This window comes from Psychromonas sp. MME1 (assembly GCF_041080865.1).
Taxonomy (GTDB): domain Bacteria; phylum Pseudomonadota; class Gammaproteobacteria; order Enterobacterales; family Psychromonadaceae; genus Psychromonas.
The window spans coordinates 2124595-2145620 of record NZ_CP160906.1; the positions used below are offsets into that span (position 1 = coordinate 2124595).

Here is a 21026-nt window from a genome sequence, read left to right on the forward strand (position 1 = left end):
GTTGTTAAGCAATAAACCTATTGTCTGCTTAAAAATGAAGTTTAGCTTTACCATAATTGGCATGTTGATTGTAGTATTTACCCACGGATAATAATTTGTGATTTAGATCCTTTAATGAGAAGTAACAACTGTGATTAGCGATCTATTTCTGTTTTGTTAAGTGCTCATTCAAGATGATATTAGAGCATGTTTTGGAGAGCCGGCTACCTAATAATGGCGTATATACATCTAACAGAGATGCGTTATGGGCTGCCAACAGGAAACATAATGACCTGATATCCCAACTACTGAGCTTGTTAATATGAATGCTAACTTGAAATGAAACGGCGTTTCACTTCAAGTTAGTTATTTTGCAATTAGTACAATTAGTAATTAGAACTATTTATCTCTGAAAGCCAACTGTCAATAAATATGCGAGGAATCCAAAGACCTTCAATAGGTCAATGGATTAGCCCTATTTCATGGTAATAACATGCTTGATTGAAGCGCAATGCGTATTTGTTTGATATCACCCCGACGAGAAAATATCAAACGACTCATTTCTGTATCTAGCTCTAAACTCGCTAACGAAAGCGCTTCACCATTTGTCATTTGCACCACTATCTGAGCAGCATTAGCAATCTCATAAATAAAAGGTATTTGGCAGTAAGTAAATGCTAATGATTTGGGTGCCAATGATATTGTTTCATACTCACCATTAATATTAATAAATTCAAATTTACTCTCGTCCACTAAAAACTCAGATTGTTTAAGTAATGATGGTTGGAAATAAATTTGACCATTTTTAACCAATAGGCCTAACTCTCCAAAACGGGTTAATATTTCCTCTTTTACCTGCCCCGTCATACCGGGTTGTTGAGCCCCCGCCTGCTTAGGGGTATGAGAATATGGGTCAGTCGGGAACGCACCCATAAACATCTGGCGTTTTATTAAATCCAATACCAGCACGCACTCTATAGTAGTATTCTGCGAGTTTTTTGGTTTCCTGAACGTTGGATCTTGTTCATAAGAGGAGAAATAATTTTCCTGCACAGCAAGTAATAATTTTGAGACCATATGCCAGTAAATAGAGCCAAGGCCTTCATAACCAAACATTGCCCCTGAACGGCCTGTAAACGCCTGATGATTAAATACGTCTTCATAAATTGTTAATACATCTGCGATGGCATTACTATCTTTAGATCCACTCTTTTTAAGAGCAGCCGCTAAAAAACGGCCATTTTCAAAGGTGGCATTAAAGTGGTAATCCCCCTGTGCATCTACCTCAATAATAGTGCGATCACCTATTTCGATCATATTTTTAAGCAAAGCATTGCCATTTACACGCTGTGCAGGTATCCGATTTTTATTTTCAAAACGAGTCAAATCACGATCAGGATAAAGCATAAATGTATTCTGATCCTCTCGGAACATGTTGCTAGCATAAAGATTATCCAACAAAGAAATTGCTTGTTTAGGCGATAATACTCCTGCAGATAATACCGCGACTTGACCTTCAAGCATCGGATAAAGAAAATCAATATCCACACAATCTTCAGTGTAATCAATAATATTATAAGCATTGTACAAACCATCTTTGCGCAAGTTAGTTTCAATACTTTCATCTATAACTTTTAAGCTTGTTTCAAGCAGTTCTATCATTGATGAGTTATCTACTGTTGCTTTGCCTGAAAAACCTTTTTTATAAACAATTGCGCGATAACCTGCAGCCGTACTAACCAGTTTACGAAGTACGGTGTTGCGTGCTTCACAGCTGATAACCCCTTGATTCAGAATTTCATGCGCTTCTTGCATAATTTGCGTTGTTACAGTCAGCCACTGCGCTACCTCTACGGAAAGAACCACCGTATCATTACAGTCTTTTAATAACGCCTGTAAAAAAATGACATAACGACGCATGTAATACAAGGTAACCATAGACAGGCCTGTGCCGACAATTGCATTGTTCGCATCATTCCACTCAGGACGTTGTGTATTCAACCAGATACCACCATCAATGACCAAATTGCTCAATTTAGCTAATAAGGGTACCAATAGTTTTTCTGTTAGGTTAACTAGATAAACGTTATTATTAGCATCTAGCAACAATCGCCCATCACTGCCTAGCTGTGCAATCCGATCTTCAATTAGCGCTTGTTTTTCATCGTTGAAAGTTACAGTATTTTTAGCATCAATAAATAGTTGCTCAGCCTCCCCAATTTCATAAGGCACATTTGCATAGCTGAATATTTCAGTATTTAACAATGCAGTTAACTCTTGTGGCTGGTATTTCTTAGATAACTCTAAAAACTTCAATAAGTAAATAATTTGATGATTGCCCCAATAACCTATATTACTCCACGGATCATCTGATTCTAAGAGTTCCCAATCGATACCCGCTTTGGTTATACGATAAGGATTATAGCCATCAATAGTCGATGCGTTCACAAACTTAGAAATAAAAGATTTCACAAAGTTTGGATAACTCAAACCAAGAGCTTCCCAATTCTGAAAAATATCACGCCAATTACCTTGATAAGATAGTAGACGGTCGCCCTTTTCATCTTTTAGTTTTATCTCAAAATGATTCCATGGTCGACTAGGATCACCATGTCGGCGACCAAAGGTTAGGGGCAAATACTCATGACAAAGACGCACTAATTGAGCATCGTTTTCTTTTGCAGCTAAAGCAATCAACTCCTGATAATCTATGCGATCTGATAAATTCGCAAGAAAGGTGGCATGTTGTTTTGCGACTACTCTATTCGCATTCGTCAACGTTTTTACAAAGTCATTTTTATCCACCCAATATTGATCAACAACAACACCACCACGCATATTGTTAAACAGCACATTGGCATAATGGTGTACCGTCGTTTCTTCTTGTGCTGTTTTTTGGAAAGCATCACTGCCAGCCATCAACATCAGCAATTCTTGATGATTAATTTCGACCGATTTTTGTATTTTCTCTTTGCATAAATTCTGTTGTAACTCAACAATCTCTCTATGGGTTTTATCGATATCAGCAACAATCAGCCAACTCTCTTTTTGATTAGCAGCAAGCTTACAATTTTTATTAATAAAATAGGCACCACGTAAACCTCGACGCAAGGTTTCATTGTACATTTTGTTACCTTGACGGAAGGCACTTAACTGCTCACTTGAGAGCAAAATAGACTGGCAATCATCAACAATACTGAAGACCGTTGTTGCCAGTAACGATTCGGCAGGTTCAGCACGATCACTTAATTTTGCGTATAAGCTATAGCTTGCCAGTGAGCTGTTAGGTAATAGCTCATTCCATTTGTAAGCGTCCAGTAGCGCACTTGCATTCTGCATAACAGCAAGCGGTGCATTAGGCGGTAAAATATTTTGAATACCATCAACGATTTCAAATTCAACAGCCTGTTGAGCATTATTTTCTACAGTAGAGGTACGGACAAAACCGAATTGCTCACTCGTTGCCCATTGATATTTAAAAGTCAATCCCAAATCTAGGTTGATTTCTTCAAAAATAATTTTATCGCCAGTCACATTTTTATAAATATTGCGCTGCACTTGATAAAGGCTATTATGCTGAAGATTAAAGGGTTCCCATCGTTTATCACCATTTTCGGTATGCACTTGCACAATGGTTTTGCTACCTGTATTTTCCGCACTTTCGTGAATGCAATCTACAGATTTATATGGGAACAATGCATTTTCAGGGCGAATTCTTCCCGCAGATAAGCTCCCCGTCGATGAAATAAATAACCAGTGATCACTTGCCGATACCACACTAATAAAAAAGGGTTTCATCTGGTCAGCGTTGCTAATTTGATAGTATTTATCACCATCGACAGTAACAAATTTTCCGGATATCTCTGCCAATAAGTTGGCTCTATTGTTATTTTTCATGGTAAAACTCGAATTTAAGTAGGTGATTCCAAATAACAGTTTGTTATTTGGAATTTTATGAAGGAAATTATTGCGAGTGTTATTGGACAACCGTGTTACATAGCATATTCCAATATTTGGGTAATAGTTTTAGCTCACCCGTTACATTGACGGTTTCTGTAAATACAATATCGGTTGCCGAACGACCAATCATAATTTCAAATTCACCCGGCTCGACAACACGTTGATGCTGATTGTCCGTAAAGTTAAGCATATCAACGGGTAATTCAAAGGTGACTTGCTTTGTTTCGCCAACGTTAATATCTACTCTTGTAAAACCTTTTAATTCACGAATAGGTCTGACTAAAGAACATAACTTATCTTTTACGTATAGCTGCACAACTTCACAACCATCCATAGCCCCCGTATTTTCAATTTCAACCGATACTTTTATAACGCCATTAATATCGACAATTGAGTTTTCAATCGACATATTTTTATAATCGAAATTCGTATAGGTTAAACCATATCCAAAATTATATTTTGAACCAAAGTGGTAGGCTATCGGTGTACCGCTGCTCTTCAATTTATGATTGTAGTAATAAGGTACCGCCCCAACATTTTTAGGTATAGTTAACGTCAAACGGCCTGATGGCAACTGTTTACCCGTTATTATATCGACAATTGCATCGGCACCTTCTTGGCCAGGAGCCCAACCAAAAATAACAGCAGCTGCTTTTTCTTCTGCACCATTGAGGTTATATGGACGGCCGCCTGTAACAAGAATAACAACAGGTTTACCTGTTTCAAGCGCGGCGTCAATTAGCGCTTGTTGTACGCCAGGTAAATCGAGACTATCAGTATCAGAGCCTTCCCCGATGGTACCCGTTTGGAATAAACCAGCTAAGTCTCCTACGCAAACTAATGCGATATCAGCATCTGCAATCACTGCCGCGGCTGCAGATATTTGACTAATATCTTGCGATACAGGGGATTCCATTTTTTGCCCCATAGCCAGATCGACATCACCAGGAAAAACCGGTGCATTCGCATGACGTTCCGTCAATATTTCACAGCCTTTAATATATTCAACGTTTTCAAATTGATCTTTAACGGCTTCTAATATCGTTTTTGATACTTTTTCGTCATCGCCAAGACTACTCAGTATAAGATGAACAGGAAAACTATAGCCACCGAGTAAAGCCAGCTGATCATCTGCGGTTGGCCCAACAACGGCTATTTTTTTCTGCGAGTTAAGTGGCAGAGTGCCATCATTTTCTAATAAGACTATCGACTGAGACGCGACTTTATAGGCAACATCGATGGCTTGCTGTGACTGAATTTCAATATGATCTTCCGAACAATAAGGATTTTCAAATAAACCAAGTTCAAATTTAACTTTTAAAACACGTGCAACTATCTCATCAATTTTGGCTTCAGAGATAAGCCCTCTTTCCATCGCGTCTTGAATATGAGTAGCACAAGCATCATCCGGTAGTTCGATATCTAAACCTGCATTAAAAGCTAGTGCAGCGGCTTCAGCTCTATCTGCTGCAATTCCATGATGAGAAACCAATAATTCAATACCACCGTAATCGGCTACAATCAAACCATCAAATCCCCATTGATCACGCAAAACAGTTGTTAATAAGTATTTAGAAGAGTGACAAGGTTCATTATCGATATCGTGATAAGCAGGCATAACAGAACCAGCATTACCTAATTTAACGGCCATTTCAAAGGGGAGTAAGAATGTGTCATTGAGTTCTTTAAAACCCAGATGTACCGGAGCGTGGTTGCGCGCACCTTCACTAAATGAATGCCCTACATAGTGTTTTAATGTCGCTAATACGTCACGTTTATCACCTTGAAGACCTTTAACATAACTTGTAGCAATCACACCGACATGGTAGGGATCTTCCCCTAGTGTCTCTTCTGTTCTTCCCCAGCGAACATCACGTGATACATCAAGAACTGGAGCTAAACCATGATGTGCCCCTACTTGGCGAACTTCCTTACCAATTGCTTGGCCCATCTCTTCAATCAGATCAGGATTCCAAGTATGACCATAATTAAGTGACGAAGGAAATAACGTAGCGCCTTTTGCCATAAGCCCCACTAAACACTCTTCATGAGACATCGCAGGAATGCCTAAACGTGTCTCTTCCACGAGAAATTTCTGAAGCAAATTCAGTGCTTTTACACCATCATCTGCACTAATCGTATATGTACCAAGAGGGCGAGTAATTTGACCTAAGCCATGCTTTAAGCGCTCTTTAATTGGCTTACGGGAATCTCCCGTAGACATTTCTAATTCACAATCTTTATGCTCTCCCGTTGGACTTAAAAGTAGCCACTGAGCACTTAGCTGGGCAATTTTTTCATCCATAGTCATCAGGCTCATTAAATCATCCAATCTTTCTTGAATTGAATAATGCGGGTTTTTATAAATACTCATACAGGCTGCACCTTTTTTTATTAAAACTTAAAGTGGCAATAATATGAGCGATTTCAAAAAATTTAATCAGGATCTAGCGCACAGTTGCCAAATCAGTGAATCAATCAACCAGATATCACAATGTGACGCAGCTACGAATTTTTTATATGGTTCTCTTTCACAGAAGAAGATTAAGCCATTGTTCCCTTTCGATACTCTAACGGCGTATAATTAAATTGCTTTCGATATACTTTATAAAAATAACTTAGATTTGGATAGCCACATTGTAAGGCGATGCTCTCGATTGAGTCATGACTGCTTCTGAGTAATTTTTTAGACTTAGAAAGTCTTAAATCTGATAAATATTGATGTACGCTTACCCCTTTACAAGCAATGAAACGATTCTCTAAAGTCCTGCGAGATACCCGGCAAAAATCAACAACTTGTTGAACTTTTATATTCATATGAAAATTATTGTGCAAATAATACAGGGCTTTACTGACAATATCATTTTGACTTTCCATGGTTATCGTTGACTTTCCATGTATTAAACTCACAGGCTGATACTTTTCGTGCACTATTCGTTTAAGACGTTTGGCTTTAACTAAAACCTCTACACAGCGTTGCCCAATTTCATAGGGATCATGATTAACAGAGCTTAATGGAATGGCTGAAATAGCATTCTCTGAATCATCACAATCCGTACCGATAATCGAGACTTGCTTTGGCACTTCTACATTTCTTTCAATACAAAAATTAACTAACTTTCTTGCCGAGCGATCTGTCGCACAATAAACGCCTAGAGGAAATTTCCTCAACGCGATAGCCTCATGTATATCATTAAAGTACTTAAACTCTAATTCATTGGCGTGTTTCTCAAAGCACTCTAATCTTTCAGTCGCCCATCCCGTATTACACTCCCGAGGCTCCATATAAAATGCAACATTCTCAATGTCATTTTGCATAAATTGCCCTAATGCTAGGCAAGCAAAGTGGTCATTATCATTCACTAACGTTGACACAGATTCAGGGGGATTTTGTATTCTATAACCAGAGAAGATCAGAATATTCGTATTTAAGCGGGGAATAACTCTATAGCGATCTCCCTTATCAAAATCTGCAATCACATAATCCCAATGCTGGGAAAGTATATCTTCAGCATGCTCAATCGAGTCAATAGTGATAGTAAACTTCAATTGATACTCATCGACTTTTGATTTTATACCTTTCAACACTTCCCTATCAAAATGAAACATTGTATCGATCAACAGTAATAATTTAGTCATAGGTATACCATACAGTGTCAGTAAAATGGAGGCCTACATAGAGGCAATAATAATTTTTAATGAATAAATTAACGTGAATAATAATGGTTATGAGATGTGCTGTCAGGCTAAAATCGACAAACTAGAAGGCTATTGATCTCCTTATCTTCTAACCATTTTTGTTACCATAACACCAGTAAACAGCTTTAGAAATCTGTTAAATAACAAGACATTCCAGCTGATTTGTTGATATTCATTCCTTGAGCTTTTTATCAATATTGGTCGATTCATCAAGGCTGTTTGTAACCGTACAGTTAGCCACCCAAGAATAAGGGGGTTTAAGGATATATTCAAATTTCTAATTGGTATTATCCATTACTTTGATGCATCCATCACAGCAATATAATTTTTCACGTAAATCATTTGGTGGGAATAGCTTGAGTTTTTTATTAACCGATATTAAGGAGTGAATTGATAACCTGATGCGTTTAATTCGAACTAAAGGATTATTAATAGCAATTATTAGCGATGGCCATAACTGCTTACCTTGCCAAATCGTTCGATTAACATATCTGTTGGTATAAATAAGCAGTTACACTGTTTTTAATTTATTGCAGTGCCCAAACTTTGAATCATGTAAAATCTGATCCCGACTTTAATAAAACCTTCAACTAACTGAATGCCCAGGCCGTTAATTTACATTGCATTAAGTCCTTGACGATACTCACAAGGAGTGTAATCAAATTGTTTTCTATAGATTTGATACAGATAACTTTGATTAGGGTAACCACATTGTAAGGCGATACTCTCTATCGAGTCTTTACTATTCCTGAGTAGTTTTTTAGACTTAAGAATACGCAAAGTCGCTAAATATTGGTGTACGCTTACCCCTTTACATTTAATAAAGCGATTATCTAACGTCTTACGAGATACTCTACAATAATCAAGAACTTGTTGAACTTTTATATTGAAATGAAAATTATTATGTAAATAATAAAGTGCTTTGTTTACAATGTGATCCTGATTTATCTCTTCTTGTGTTGATTTTTTATTCATTAAACTAGCAGGCTGAAACTTCTCATGCAATACTCTTTTGAATCGTTTTGCTTTAAGTAGCACATCCATGCAGCGCTGTCCTAACATATAAGGGTCATGGTTAACGGAACTTAACGGCAAAGGAGAGATAGAACGTTCAGCATCGTCACAGTCTGTCCCTATAATAGAAACCTGCGTTGGCACTGCAATATTTCTTTCAGTGCAAAAGTTGACCAACTTTCTTGCCGAACGATCGGAAGCACAGTAAACCCCTAAAGGAAATTGCCTTGAAGCAATCGCTTCTTTGACATTTTCAAAATATTTAAATTCGAGCCGATTCGCGTGATTATCGAACGTTTGTTTTCGTTCATTCGCCCAACCTGCATTGCATTCTCTGGGTTCCATGTAAAATGCAACATTATGAATATCATTTTGCAGGAATTGTCCTAATGCTAAGCAAGCAAACTGTTCATTATCGTTAACCAAGGTCGATACAGACTCTGGAGGGTGTTCAATGGCATAACTAGAATATATAAGGACATTAGAATTTAAACGCGGAATAATTCGGTGGCGATCTCCTTTATCAAAATCAGCAATAACGTAATCCCATTGCTCGGACAAAATCTCATCGGCATGTTCGATAGATTCAATAGCAATCGTCAATTTTAATTGATATTCGTCAATTTTGGCTTTAATACCTTTTAATATTTCTCGATCATAATAGAACCTAGTATCAATCAACAATAATAATTTATTCATATTAATATCCATTTAATATATCTATTTATTAACTTAATCACGATCAAAATAAAGCAGAGCATGCCAATTACCGAAAGCAAGAAAACACGCTCTTTATACCCAAACGACTTCATAACTAGAGAAATTTGGATATTAAACATTCAAAATTATCTCGCGATCACCTCTTCAGTTTGTGAATCAAAAAGATGCATTTTTGTCTTATCAATATACAGATCAATTATCTGCCCCTCTTCGATTAAATCACTGGATAGCGTTTCAACGGTCAATATACACTTACCAAACTGTGTTTCTAAATGTATGTTAGCACCCAATAATTCGAATGTTTCCACTTTCACTTTAATAGCGACCGAATCTTCAAGTAACTCTGCAGATAAATGTATGTCACTTGGGCGTATGCCAATTAATACATTTTGATTTTTCTGAACTTGCATACTGTTTGTTGGCAAAGGAAGCGTTTCACCCGCAACTTCAATATATAAACTTTCCGCTTGTTGTATTTTACCTTCGAGTAAATTCATTGATGGACTACCAATGAAACCAGCCACAAATTTATTCGCGGGTCTATTATAAATCTCTTCAGGCGTACCAACTTGTGCGATATGCCCACCATGTAAAACCACAATTCGATCAGCTAATGTCATAGCCTCGACCTGGTCATGTGTAACATAAATTGTTGTTTTCTTTATTTTTCTATGGAGCTCTTTAATTTCACTGCGCATCGCATTGCGCAGCTTTGCATCTAAATTAGAAAGAGGCTCATCGAATAAAAACACCTCTGGTGTACGTACCATGGCTCTGCCCATCGCAACACGTTGTCTCTGCCCTCCAGACAATGCTTTGGGTTTACGGTTTAATAATGGAGTTAATTGCAGCATATCCGTGATAGGTCTAACCTTTTTTTCTATTTCAGCTTTCTTTAAACCAGAAAGCTTCAAAGAAAATGCGATATTATCGTAAACAGTCATATGAGGGTATAAAGCATAGCTCTGGAATACCATTGCAATATTTCTGTCTTTAGGCTCCATATCATTAATAACATCATCACCAATAATAATATCGCCACCAGAAATATCTTCCAATCCAGCTAACATCCGTAATGTTGTTGATTTTCCACAGCCCGAAGGACCAAGGAACACAATAAACTCCCCTTCTTTTATTTTTAAATTGAAATTTTTAACAACGTGTACATTGCCAGGATAAATTTTATCTATATTTTTGAATTCTATTGAAGCCATTCTCATTTCTACCTTAATTTAGTCTATCGAATTAACATTATTTAGTTTAAATTTTATGAATTTTCATTGGATATCAATTGGAATATAACCTTGTGCTTATAAGGTCTTTGAGGTGTATAAATGCATTGCTTTTTATACGTATCCATATTGATTTGATCTGGATAATGCTGAGTTTCTAAACACAAACCAGCATATTGCTGGTATGTTTGGCCATTTCGACCAGTAACATTCTTTAAAAAGTTTCCTGAATAAAACTGAAGACCACTTTGATCCGCATAAACTCTCAAAAATAGCCCACTTTTCGCACTATACGCAGTGGCAGCAAATTGAATGCCTTCTCCCTCAAGACACCAACAATGGTCAAAGCCCTTTGATTATCGCTAATTCACGAGGTTGAGCAAGAACATCTTTACGTAATTTTTTAGGTTTACGGAAATCCATCACGGTATTTTCTACGGCACACTTATCAACCGGGATAGAAAAATCATCCGTTACGAAGTATTTTTCAGCATTAATAGTAAGCGAATGATCAAGTACATCACCTCCACCATTAAGATTAAAATAGGTATGTTGTGTTAAATTAACAGGGGTATCACGATCAACATTTGCTAAGTAATCAACCATTAATTCATTATCATTGTTCAACGTATATGAGACGTAAATCTCCATGTTCGCAGGAAAACCACCTTCAAGATAAGCAATGTTTGTTCTTAGGGTAACAGAAGTTGCTGATACCGCTTCCAGTACCCATTTCTTTTTATGGATTGCACATGAGCCTCCATGCAAATGATTGCGGCCCTCGTTTTGATCAACAACAATTTGCTCACCATTGAGTTCAAATTTTCCCTGTGCAATACGATTAGCCCAAGGACCAACAACAGAGCCAAGAAAAACATCACCATCTAAATATTCTTGAGGAGAGTCATATCCCAGTACAATATTTTTTATGTCTCCTACTTTATCTTTAACATATAAATTAACGATAGTTGCCCCTAAATTTGATATGTCAACTTGGATACCATTATCATTAGACAGTGTATATAATTGGTATTCACCCCAAGGCTTACTTTTAATTTGCCGCCTCTCTTTGAGTAACATAACGTTTCCTAACTCCCTATTTCAAAGGGCAACAACAATGATATTTTGTTGGACCTTTTTAATAAATTTAAACTTAAGTGGTAGTAATATGAGTGATTCTCGAAAAAATTAATCTATATCCGGCGCACAATTACAAAATTAGTGAATCAATGAACCAAATATCACAATAAAATAATTACAAAATCTCCCTCTTTTTGCCCTCTTTCAACAAAATAATATACGACGGAGCTCTCTTTCAATACTCGAACGACGCATAATTGAATTGCTTTCGATAGCGTTGATAAAGATAATTTTGCTTTGTATAACCACATTGTGAGGCTATGTTATGGGTTGAATAATGACCGTTTTTAGGCCATTTTGGGGAATTGTAAAATCGCAAATCGGATTAATATCCACTTCTCGAACATGGGTTCTTGCCCTTGTAGCAAGTAAGAGCGTCTGAAATGCTCAGTTAAGAGACATTCTTAGCTTTGGACGTTTCATCGTTTAACTACATATATTTTAAGCTTCATAAAAACACGCTATTGTTATACTTTTCCACTCAGACAGACTAATAGACTAGATTCATCGCTCGCATATTTCTGGTCGAAGATGCAGATCACAATTACCAAATAGACGAGTTCCGTTATCAAATATCACAATTGAAGAAAATAACTAAAAGGATAAATATATCCTCACTATTTGAAGTTAATAAAACAACTAACCATTTAGCTTTTTATTTCGGATAAAATTTATCGCATCATATAACGGAGTTTTTCATGACTATTTATCGAAAAAGTATAGTAGGTCAAGGGATAGCAACTATTCTAACAGCGGGTTTAGTGGTTGGCTGTGTTACGACTGGAAACAGTTCTACAGCAAAAAAAAGAATTATCAAATAATTCCCAATCAAAACAAAGTGAGAGTGGGGAGTTATTACAAAACCCTCAATTTAAAAAGGGAGAAGAAAGTTGGTGGGTTTCAGGTGGTCAACTAGCAGTAAAAAATGGCGAAGCTTGTGTTAATATTACACAGCCAGGTTCTAATAATTGGGATGTGATTTTAGGTCAAGGTGGTCTCGGTCTAGAAAATGGACAATCATATCAAGTCAACTTCACCGCACGTTCTTCTGTTGAAACTAAATTTAAAGCATTAATTCAACATGATGGCGCTCCCTACACTGGTTACTTTAATGAAGATATTTCTGTTGGTCCAACGGCAAAAACATATTCCTTTAATTTCACCCAAAAAGAGCCAAGTGATGCTAAAACCGGATTCCAATTTCAGCTAGGTGCACAAAAAAAGCTGATATTTGTTTTAGTGACGTCTCGTTAAAAGGAAAAAGCTTCAAAAAAGAAGTCATTATACCAACAGTTCATGTAAACCAAATTGGCTATTTTCCTAAAGCTGAAAAAATAGCAACAATTAAAAGTGATTCAAAAGAACCTCTTGCATGGCAAATAAAAGATGCTAACGGAAAAATTATTTTAACGGGTATGACAACGGTATTCGGTTTAAATAAAAGCTCTGGCGAGTCTGTTCATAAAGCTGATTTCAGCAAATTAACAACACCAAGCAAAGAGATAGTACTTGTCGTCAATGGGGAAGCTAGCCACCCTTTCCGCATTGCTGATGATATCTACACTGAATTAAAATATGATGCACTTGCTTATTTTTATCAAAACCGAAGCGGTATTGAAATTAAGCCTGAATATGTTCAACGCGCTGATTTAGCTCGCCCTGCTGGCCATCCTAATGAGACAGTTACCTGTTTCAATAAAACAGATGCAAAAGGTAATAAATGGCCTGGTTGTGACTTCGAATTGAACGTTTCTGGTGGTTGGTATGATGCCGGCGATCACGGTCGATATGTTGTAAACAGTGGTATTAGTGTATGGACTTTACTAAACCTCTACGAGCGCTCTTTATGGATAAAAGATGCAAAAGTTCCTTTTGCGGACGGTACCCAGACTATTCCAGAAACAAATAACAACGTTAATGACCTATTAGATGAGGTGCGTTGGAATGTTGAATTCATGATGGCAATGCAAGTTCCAAATGGTAAAAAAGTAACAGTACCAGAGGGAGATCAATCAGCGAATCTTAATCAATTAAAATTAACTGAAATTGACGCATCAGGCTTGGCTTTTCATAAAGTAGCCGACGAAAAATGGACAGGCATGCCACTACCACCACATAAAGATACAATGGATCGTGCTATTTTTTATCCAACGACATCTGCAACATTAAATCTAGCTGCTACAGCGGCACAATGTGCGCGTATCTGGAAAGATATTGATCCCGCATTTTCTGGTCAATGTTTAACGGCTGCACAACGAGCTTGGGATGCTGCAAATGCCCACCCAGAAGTATTAGCTTATGATAACTTCACAGGATCTGGCCCATATGGGGATACTGACTTATCAGATGAGTTCTACTGGGCAGGTGCTGAATTATTTATCACAACGGGTGAAGCCAAATACTTAAAAGCAATTAAAGCATCGCCACTATATTTAGTTTCTCCAAGTGATGATAAAGAGTCATCAAATGGTTTATACTGGGGTAATCTTGCTTCTGCTGGTACGCTTAGTTTAGCACTAGTACCAAATGAATTACCAAAAAATGATATTCTACAAGCACGTAAAAACATTCAGAAAACAGCAGATATTTACCTAAAATCAGTTGATGAAGAAGGTTATAATATTCCTTACACTAGCGAAGAGTACCCATGGGGATCGAATTCTGAAATCCTCAATAACGGTATTTTCTTAAGTTATGCAACAGATTTTACTGGTGATATAAAATACCTACAGGCAGCAGCAGATGGTATGAATTATATCCTTGGTAATAACCCGCTAGATAAGTCGTATATCTCAGGGTACGGTGAAAATGCTCTTCAAAACCCTCATCATCGCTTCTGGTCTTTCCAAGCGGATAATAACTCACCAAAACCAGCGCCAGGCGCAATGTCTGGCGGTCCAAACTCAATAAACTTTTCTGACCCAATAGCTGCGACTATCAAAGGTAAATGTATTGGACAAACGTGTTTTGTTGATGATATTGGAGCGTGGACACTAAATGAAATAACCATCAACTGGAACTCTCCGCTTGTTTGGATAACAACAGTTTTAGATGAAAAGCGTTTAAATCAATAAACGTCGCTTTAACTCACCGCCGACCACCTATCGTGGTCGGCAACGATTCAACAAAAATGGCTAATATGCCCGCCAACACGAAACAACTAGTTTGTAGTGATATCAATTCAAGAACATTTACAGGTTATATTTTAGGCGAAATTGGCGTTGCTATTAATCTCATATTCGAAAACAAATGAGACAAAAAAAGATGGTCAAGCCAATTATCCCAGTCAAGAAATCCATTATATTTAGCTTTGCTAGCGCTTTACTTGGCGTTTTGCTGAGTACATCCGCATTGGCCTCAACATCAACACCTTCTTTCCCTCATTTTGTGCACACCGATGGAAAAAAGATTCTGGATGAAAATAATCACCCACTCTACCTTTACGGAATTAACTTAGGAAATTGGTTATTATGGGAAGGATATTTGATGATGGGAGACTATAAATATCGCACCCATACACAGTTTCTTAACTCATTAACGACCGTATTTGGCAGTGCAGATAAATCGGCTGAATTTGAACATCAATGGCGCCTAAATTATGTCAATGAACAAACGTTAAAGGAGTTAAAACAACTTGGCTTTAATTCTGTTGTGTGCCATTTCACTACAATATGTTTTGGAAAAATAACCAGTTAAGCGATGATGGTTTTCAATATTTTGACCTATTAATTAATGCAGCTCGTAAACATGATATTTATGTGTTGCTCGACATGCACGCAGCCCCAGGTTACCAAAATCCAGGGGACCATTGTGATAACTTAGACTCAAATGCTACACAACCCAGAAGTAGTGTTTATTTTTGGGATAAAGATGAGTATATTCAAATCACCAGCAAAGTTTGGCAGCATATTGCCCTGCGCTATAAAGAAGAACCCGTTATTTGGGGCTACGACTTACTTAATGAACCGGTGCCACAAGACGGTCGAGAATATGAACTACTAGGGTCACTAATTAAGATACGTAATGCGATCCGTGAAGTTGACAATAATCACATTATTGTCGCTGAAACATCCTGGTGGAGCTCAGACTTAAGCAAAATTGATTGGACGAATCCCTTGGTTCAAGAAAAGACCGGAATCAATTCACAATGGGATGATAACCTCGTCTATGAAATTCATCACTATGGTCCAGCTAGTGATACCTTTGGTCGTGAAAAGATCACCAATAATCTAAACATTCCATTAATTCTGGGAGAGTTTGGCGAAAGTGATAACAATAACTTACTTGCCATATCTAGCTGGGCAAAAAAAGAGCTCGTGGGTTACTTTCCTTGGTCATTTAAGAAAATATCTCATGACAAAACCCTTTGGACCATCCCTTCAACTACTGCTTATAATAAATTGAAGTCATACATTAATAATAACCAACGAGCCCCGACTGATTTATACGATGAAATAATCTCTTTCACGCAAAAAAATATCCGCAATGGATCGCCTCAACTAGAGTGGCATGAAGATTTTTTTCAAGCAATTAATCCTTCCTCCCCCTCAACAGATTAAGTTATTAATATCGCCTTAACAGCGCTTTTTAGCTATTCATTGCCAATATATAGGGAGTACACATAATATTATGGTCATAGCTTGTGGAGGAAAAATGAATGAGAGAGTTTGCACGTTGAAATATAGGGGTATCGCTTAATCTTTGCACCATAACATACACTGCGCTTGAATAAACGACCTAACTTAAGGCTGTTTATTCAAGCGGGAAATCTATTATATTCAGTATATAGTTATTACTGAATACATTTATTCACAAACTATTGTATCGGAATAAGGGCATTAATTAGTTGCTCTCGCCATTGCCCCGTACTCGCATCATAGGCACCAAAACCGGATGCGTATTCCCAATATGCCCAACTAATATTTCTTTTTTCTGCTTCACGGGCAATAAATGCCGTCCATGCCTTTTGATGTAATGGATTTGAGAATTGAGAATAAACACCAAATTCCCCCATAAATATTTCAAAGCCACGATTAGCTTGATTATTCCATGTGGTTACTCTATCAAACAACGCGATCAAAGGCGTTTGTTCACTTGCGGTTCCTAGCCAAGGAGTGCCAACCCATTTATCTGCACCAGCAACCCATTCAGCGCCTTGATGAGTAAAATGGAAAGGTTCGTAATAATGAACAGTAATAATTGTATTAGTTGCGTTCACCGTATCTGGCAATGATAATTTAGTTAAGCCATCTGGATGCCCCCAATTGGCGGTGCCAATCATCACAGTTCGCTGCTCTGTACCGTTATTTTGTTGCGTGGCCATATCACTCCAGATAACATTTAACAATTTTGCAATTATATTGTTCCAATCACTGTAATCTATGGTGCCATTAGGCTCATTTAATAACTCAAAAATAAGATTGTCACGGGGATATTCATAGAGAGGAAATTGTTCGCTAATTTGTTGCCATATACTCTGCAAACGTAAGACATGTTTTGATTGCATATTTTCAGGATCATTCATCATTTCTTCATAGTGATGAACATTTAAGATAACTTTAAGGCCCTCGTTATTTGCCCAGCCAACAACTTCTTTTACACGTTCCATAAATACAGAATCAATGGCATAAGGAGATTCCAGCTCGGTATGAGCAGTCCAGCGAACAGGGATTCGTACAGTTTTAAATCCGGCATCAGAAATTCGTTGTAAGTCTTCTTCAACGAGTAAACGCCCACCAGTCCATTCACCTTCAGCTGGCGCTTCTAAATAATTTCCTAGGTTAAGTCCTCGGCCTAATTGCGTTTGTTGCAGCCCCCCTTGACCATTCCATGAATAAAGATCTTTATAATAACTCTCGGATAAGACGACTGAATTATCTACAGAAGTAGAAGTAGAATCTCCCCCGTTACAACCGACTAAATTATAAATGCAACCCACAAATATTAAAACCATCAAATAGTGTGTTCGAAAAATATTCATGATAAATCCTTATAAAGTAATTAATTACAGCAGCGAAAACACTTCCATCCTATTTAAACAACAATATCAATTAATTGAGCTCGTGTGAATGATAGAAATTAGTATTATCGTTGTAACCTTTAGCATAAAAATGTTAATAATGACGGGAACGAATAGCCTAATTTAAAGCAGGTATTTCAAGGAAATGTAGAATTTCGAGCTAGCGTCCCCAAGGGCAAAGAAAATAGCACCTTGCGATAAAACCGCTATGTACAAGAAGATACTTCTATTTTACTGAAATGACATATATTTTGAATCTCAACCATAGTTTTATCTTCTTCAATACGGGGTGTTTTTTTCTGATTCACCGACGTTCATCGCTGTTACTGATTTACGTACCGAGTAGCCCTGCTCAACAACTCATTGTGCTGACTCTAATCGAAACTTTAGAGTGAAATTTCACTTGCCCATAGTGCAGATTTCAACCACCAACAAAATTATTGAAATGAAAAATATCACCTCTACTTAGGTGACCAAATCAATGTGCTACGGAAAAAAGAGGGCGTTCAATTATCTGCTTTTAATTCAATTCTAGACACTCGTCATTATGAACATTTTTATACTAAATATCACAACGACAATACTAATTTACAGCATTCACACGCTTTTAATTAATTGATATTGTTGGAATAGAATGAAAACGTTTTCGATGCTGTAATTAATGACTTTATAAGGATTTATAATGAATATTTTTCAAACGCGCTATTGGGTGTTTTTAATATTTACTAGCTTCATTATACAACTTAATCGGGCGTAAGAGAGAAGACTCTACTTCTGCAGATAACTCTATCCTCTTATCCGAAAGTTATTATAAAGATCTTTATTCATGGAATGGTCCAGAGGTCTACAACAAACACAATTGGGCTGATAACTTAACCTAGGGAATGACTTGGAAGCTACAGCTAAAGAGGAATGAACTGGGGCTGATTAGAGTTGCGCATTTTTGTCAGCTGTTATATCCCGCACCAGTCGTATATTGAATTAAATTAGGAGCCTTACTATGAATAAATAAAATATATTTGTTTTGTACCGTAAGTATGCCCACTTCTTTATTGGTTAACATAAATGCGTGAGCTAGCAGCATTCTGTTCCTGTTGATATTTATGCTTTCCGGAATATCAAATGAATGAAAGAGCAGCTACAACCACTACAGAGGTGAACGCTATCTATTTATTTCAGTAACCAGCTGTTTTAATTGCAAAACAAATAAAAGCCAGCATTCATTTTAACAACAATTAATGACTAGATAATGATGGGATTGATGTTATATCAGTTTTTATTTTGTGAGGTAAATGTGACTTTTAATGATATTGACCTACATGATTTGAATGCGACCAATTCTGAAAAACAGAAGGAAGAGATCGCATAGCAGGCGATAACGCATTATCCCCGAATTTCTAATCACTCAAAAAATTAACTTGATATTTCTTAACATTTCAAGGCATTGCTTAAAATTTTTACATACATAAATGAAATAGCTTTCATAGCATTGCGAAAGCTAATTAATCATACTGGACATAACATGAATAAAATCAAACATTTAAATTTAACCCTTGCTATTCTTTCTGCACTAACCTCTACCTCATTGTTAGCTGATCAAAATACTGACCAAGCTAACGAGCAAGAGAATATAGATACTCTTGTAAAACGACTTGATGAACTCGAGAAAAAATTACAAATAATTAATTATAAAGATGATCAACAACCCGCAATATTAACGCCAGAGACACCAGTTCAACATGGTATCGTATTTTCAGGCTATGCTCGTTATGGGGCTAACTTTCAAAATAGTGATGCAAAAACAGTTCGAAGCCACGGTTCATCGCTTGGTAATGCAACAGGCCGTTTAGGTAATGAGCAAAATGGGGGGGAGTACCAATTTGCTAAAGTATTTGAAGGTGCAAATAACACAAAATGGGATTTAGTCTTCATGGTTGATCATTGGGCTGATAGAGAATGGGCTGATGATGGTGGTGTTCAAGTTAAAAAAATGTATGCGGGTGCTACAAATATATTTGAATCACAACCCGATCTATATGTTTGGGCTGGACGTGATTTTCATCAACGCCCTCAGTTTGATATTAATGATTATTTTTGGATGATGCATGATGGACAGGGCTTTGGTTTCTATAATTTAAATATTGATGAGCTGAAATTCGACTTATCCGCTGTGGCACAAGTTGATGATGATATGGTTGGAGATAATGGCAGATATGCGATCACCAGTAAATTAAGCAATATTACAATTGGTGATTCCTTAGATCTTGCTTTTTATGCCAACTACGGTTTTTCATCTGATCAAATAAAAAAAGATGAAGAAGGATCTGAAAATACTTCTAGCAATGCCTACCAAATAGCTGCTGAAGGAAAGATACATAATCAACACCTGGTTGTTCGTTATTCAAGTAATGCAGTAAATAGCACGTTTGATTTAGCAGACGGTGTCGATGCGCTATTATTTAGTCTTGAAGGCAACTTCAAATTTACTGACAAAATTGGCCTACAGTATCTTACATCTTATCAAGATGTAAATGGTGCTAAAGGTACCTATAAGGTAAGTGATGGCTCAATCAAGGAACGATCATTACCAAAATAGAAGATAGTGAAAGCTACAATATGATAGTTCGCCCTACATACCAATGGAATGATATACATTCTACATGGCTAGAAGCTGGCTACAGTGTTGTTGATTATGGGGATTTAGATGCGACTAATAAATCTTGGAAATTCACGATATCACAAAATATTGCAATCGGGCCTGAAACATGGTCTAGACCAATGATACGTTTCTTTGCAACTATTGGGAATGCAGATAATGAGTATATCGGAATGAGGGATGATAATAGCTATGATTCTTCTAATTTAGATACTGCGACTTTTGGTGGTATGTTTGAAGCTTGGTGGTAATCCCCTCATACTGTAAATATATGTATGATTCATAGAGATCGTTTCAATCTGGCGATCTCTAAATCTAGTTAGAGTTGGCATCTCGGATTCTCTCAGTTGACGAATCATACTCTGCTAGAACAGGCGGACTTGAGCAAACAGTGGTAATACCAACTCCGGTAAGTATGTGATCTAAATTTCGCGTAGGAAAAACAGCTTAATTCAAGGCGTAATTTGACGTAAATGGTTATTCCCTTTGCGAAAATTACAACGCAGCAGTAAGTGGTTTTAACCAGTAAAATAGATCAGCTATTTATCGGAATTGGTATAAGCTCCCCATTAATCTAAAAAAGGCAGATTAGTCTAAACTATTCTGC

Annotated in this window: 14 protein-coding genes; 6 read left to right on the plus strand and 8 right to left on the minus strand. The window is 37.0% G+C overall.

Features of this window, described 5'->3' with window-relative positions; genetic code table 11:
* Positions 1 to 459: 459 nt before the first annotated feature.
* From AB2N10_RS09770 to AB2N10_RS09800, 7 genes are all read right to left on the minus strand, one after another.
* Entirely contained in the window at positions 460 to 3876 is a 3417-nt protein-coding gene (locus AB2N10_RS09770; RefSeq protein ID WP_369433767.1) for a hypothetical protein, read from the minus strand.
* Positions 3877 to 3955: 79 nt separating this feature from the next.
* The gene (locus AB2N10_RS09775) at positions 3956 to 6313 is read right to left on the minus strand and encodes a glycoside hydrolase family 3 N-terminal domain-containing protein (protein WP_369433768.1); all 2358 of its coding nucleotides are present in this window, start codon (positions 6311 to 6313) and stop codon (positions 3956 to 3958) included.
* A 170-nt stretch (positions 6314 to 6483) separates the two neighbouring features.
* A complete protein-coding gene (locus AB2N10_RS09780) occupies positions 6484 to 7578 on the minus strand; it encodes a helix-turn-helix domain-containing protein (RefSeq protein ID WP_369433769.1) in 1095 nt (364 codons plus the stop codon).
* Between the two features lie 675 nt (positions 7579 to 8253).
* A complete protein-coding gene (locus AB2N10_RS09785; RefSeq protein ID WP_369433770.1) occupies positions 8254 to 9351 on the minus strand; it encodes a helix-turn-helix domain-containing protein in 1098 nt (365 codons plus the stop codon).
* 146 nt (positions 9352 to 9497) lie between these two features.
* A complete protein-coding gene (locus AB2N10_RS09790; RefSeq protein ID WP_354623838.1) occupies positions 9498 to 10586 on the minus strand; it encodes a sn-glycerol-3-phosphate ABC transporter ATP-binding protein UgpC in 1089 nt (362 codons plus the stop codon).
* 53 nt (positions 10587 to 10639) lie between these two features.
* Positions 10640 to 10918, minus strand: coding sequence for a hypothetical protein (locus AB2N10_RS09795; protein ID WP_369434663.1), 279 nt, complete (start codon positions 10916 to 10918; stop codon positions 10640 to 10642).
* Positions 10919 to 10946: 28 nt separating this feature from the next.
* Entirely contained in the window at positions 10947 to 11684 is a 738-nt protein-coding gene (locus tag AB2N10_RS09800; RefSeq protein ID WP_369433771.1) for an aldose epimerase family protein, read from the minus strand.
* 831 nt (positions 11685 to 12515) lie between these two features.
* Between AB2N10_RS09800 and AB2N10_RS09805 the strand changes: the two genes are divergently transcribed.
* From AB2N10_RS09805 to AB2N10_RS09820, 4 genes are all read left to right on the plus strand, one after another.
* Positions 12516 to 12998, plus strand: coding sequence for a carbohydrate binding domain-containing protein (locus AB2N10_RS09805; RefSeq protein ID WP_369434664.1), 483 nt, complete (start codon positions 12516 to 12518; stop codon positions 12996 to 12998).
* Between the two features lie 89 nt (positions 12999 to 13087).
* Complete coding sequence (locus AB2N10_RS09810) at positions 13088 to 14818, plus strand: glycoside hydrolase family 9 protein (RefSeq protein ID WP_369434665.1); 1731 nt, start codon at positions 13088 to 13090, stop codon at positions 14816 to 14818.
* Between the two features lie 175 nt (positions 14819 to 14993).
* On the plus strand, positions 14994 to 15440 hold the full coding sequence (locus AB2N10_RS09815; protein WP_369433772.1) for a hypothetical protein: 447 nt from the start codon (positions 14994 to 14996) through the stop codon (positions 15438 to 15440).
* Positions 15416 to 16303, plus strand: a complete 888-nt coding sequence (locus AB2N10_RS09820) for a glycoside hydrolase family 5 protein (RefSeq protein ID WP_369433773.1) — start codon at positions 15416 to 15418, stop codon at positions 16301 to 16303. Before AB2N10_RS09815 ends, AB2N10_RS09820 begins: the two co-directional genes overlap by 25 nt.
* A gap of 257 nt (positions 16304 to 16560) precedes the next feature.
* On the opposite strand, the gene AB2N10_RS09825 is transcribed toward AB2N10_RS09820, so the two are convergent.
* Complete coding sequence (locus tag AB2N10_RS09825) at positions 16561 to 17724, minus strand: glycoside hydrolase family 5 protein (protein WP_354623830.1); 1164 nt, start codon at positions 17722 to 17724, stop codon at positions 16561 to 16563.
* Positions 17725 to 19285: 1561 nt separating this feature from the next.
* Between AB2N10_RS09825 and AB2N10_RS09830 the strand changes: the two genes are divergently transcribed.
* Together AB2N10_RS09830 and AB2N10_RS09835 are read left to right on the plus strand one after the other, a co-directional pair.
* Positions 19286 to 20359, plus strand: a complete 1074-nt coding sequence (locus AB2N10_RS09830; protein ID WP_369433774.1) for a carbohydrate porin — start codon at positions 19286 to 19288, stop codon at positions 20357 to 20359.
* On the plus strand, positions 20356 to 20670 hold the full coding sequence (locus AB2N10_RS09835; protein ID WP_369434666.1) for a carbohydrate porin: 315 nt from the start codon (positions 20356 to 20358) through the stop codon (positions 20668 to 20670). The genes AB2N10_RS09830 and AB2N10_RS09835 overlap by 4 nt, the downstream gene beginning before the upstream one ends.
* Positions 20671 to 21026: the final 356 nt, after the last annotated feature.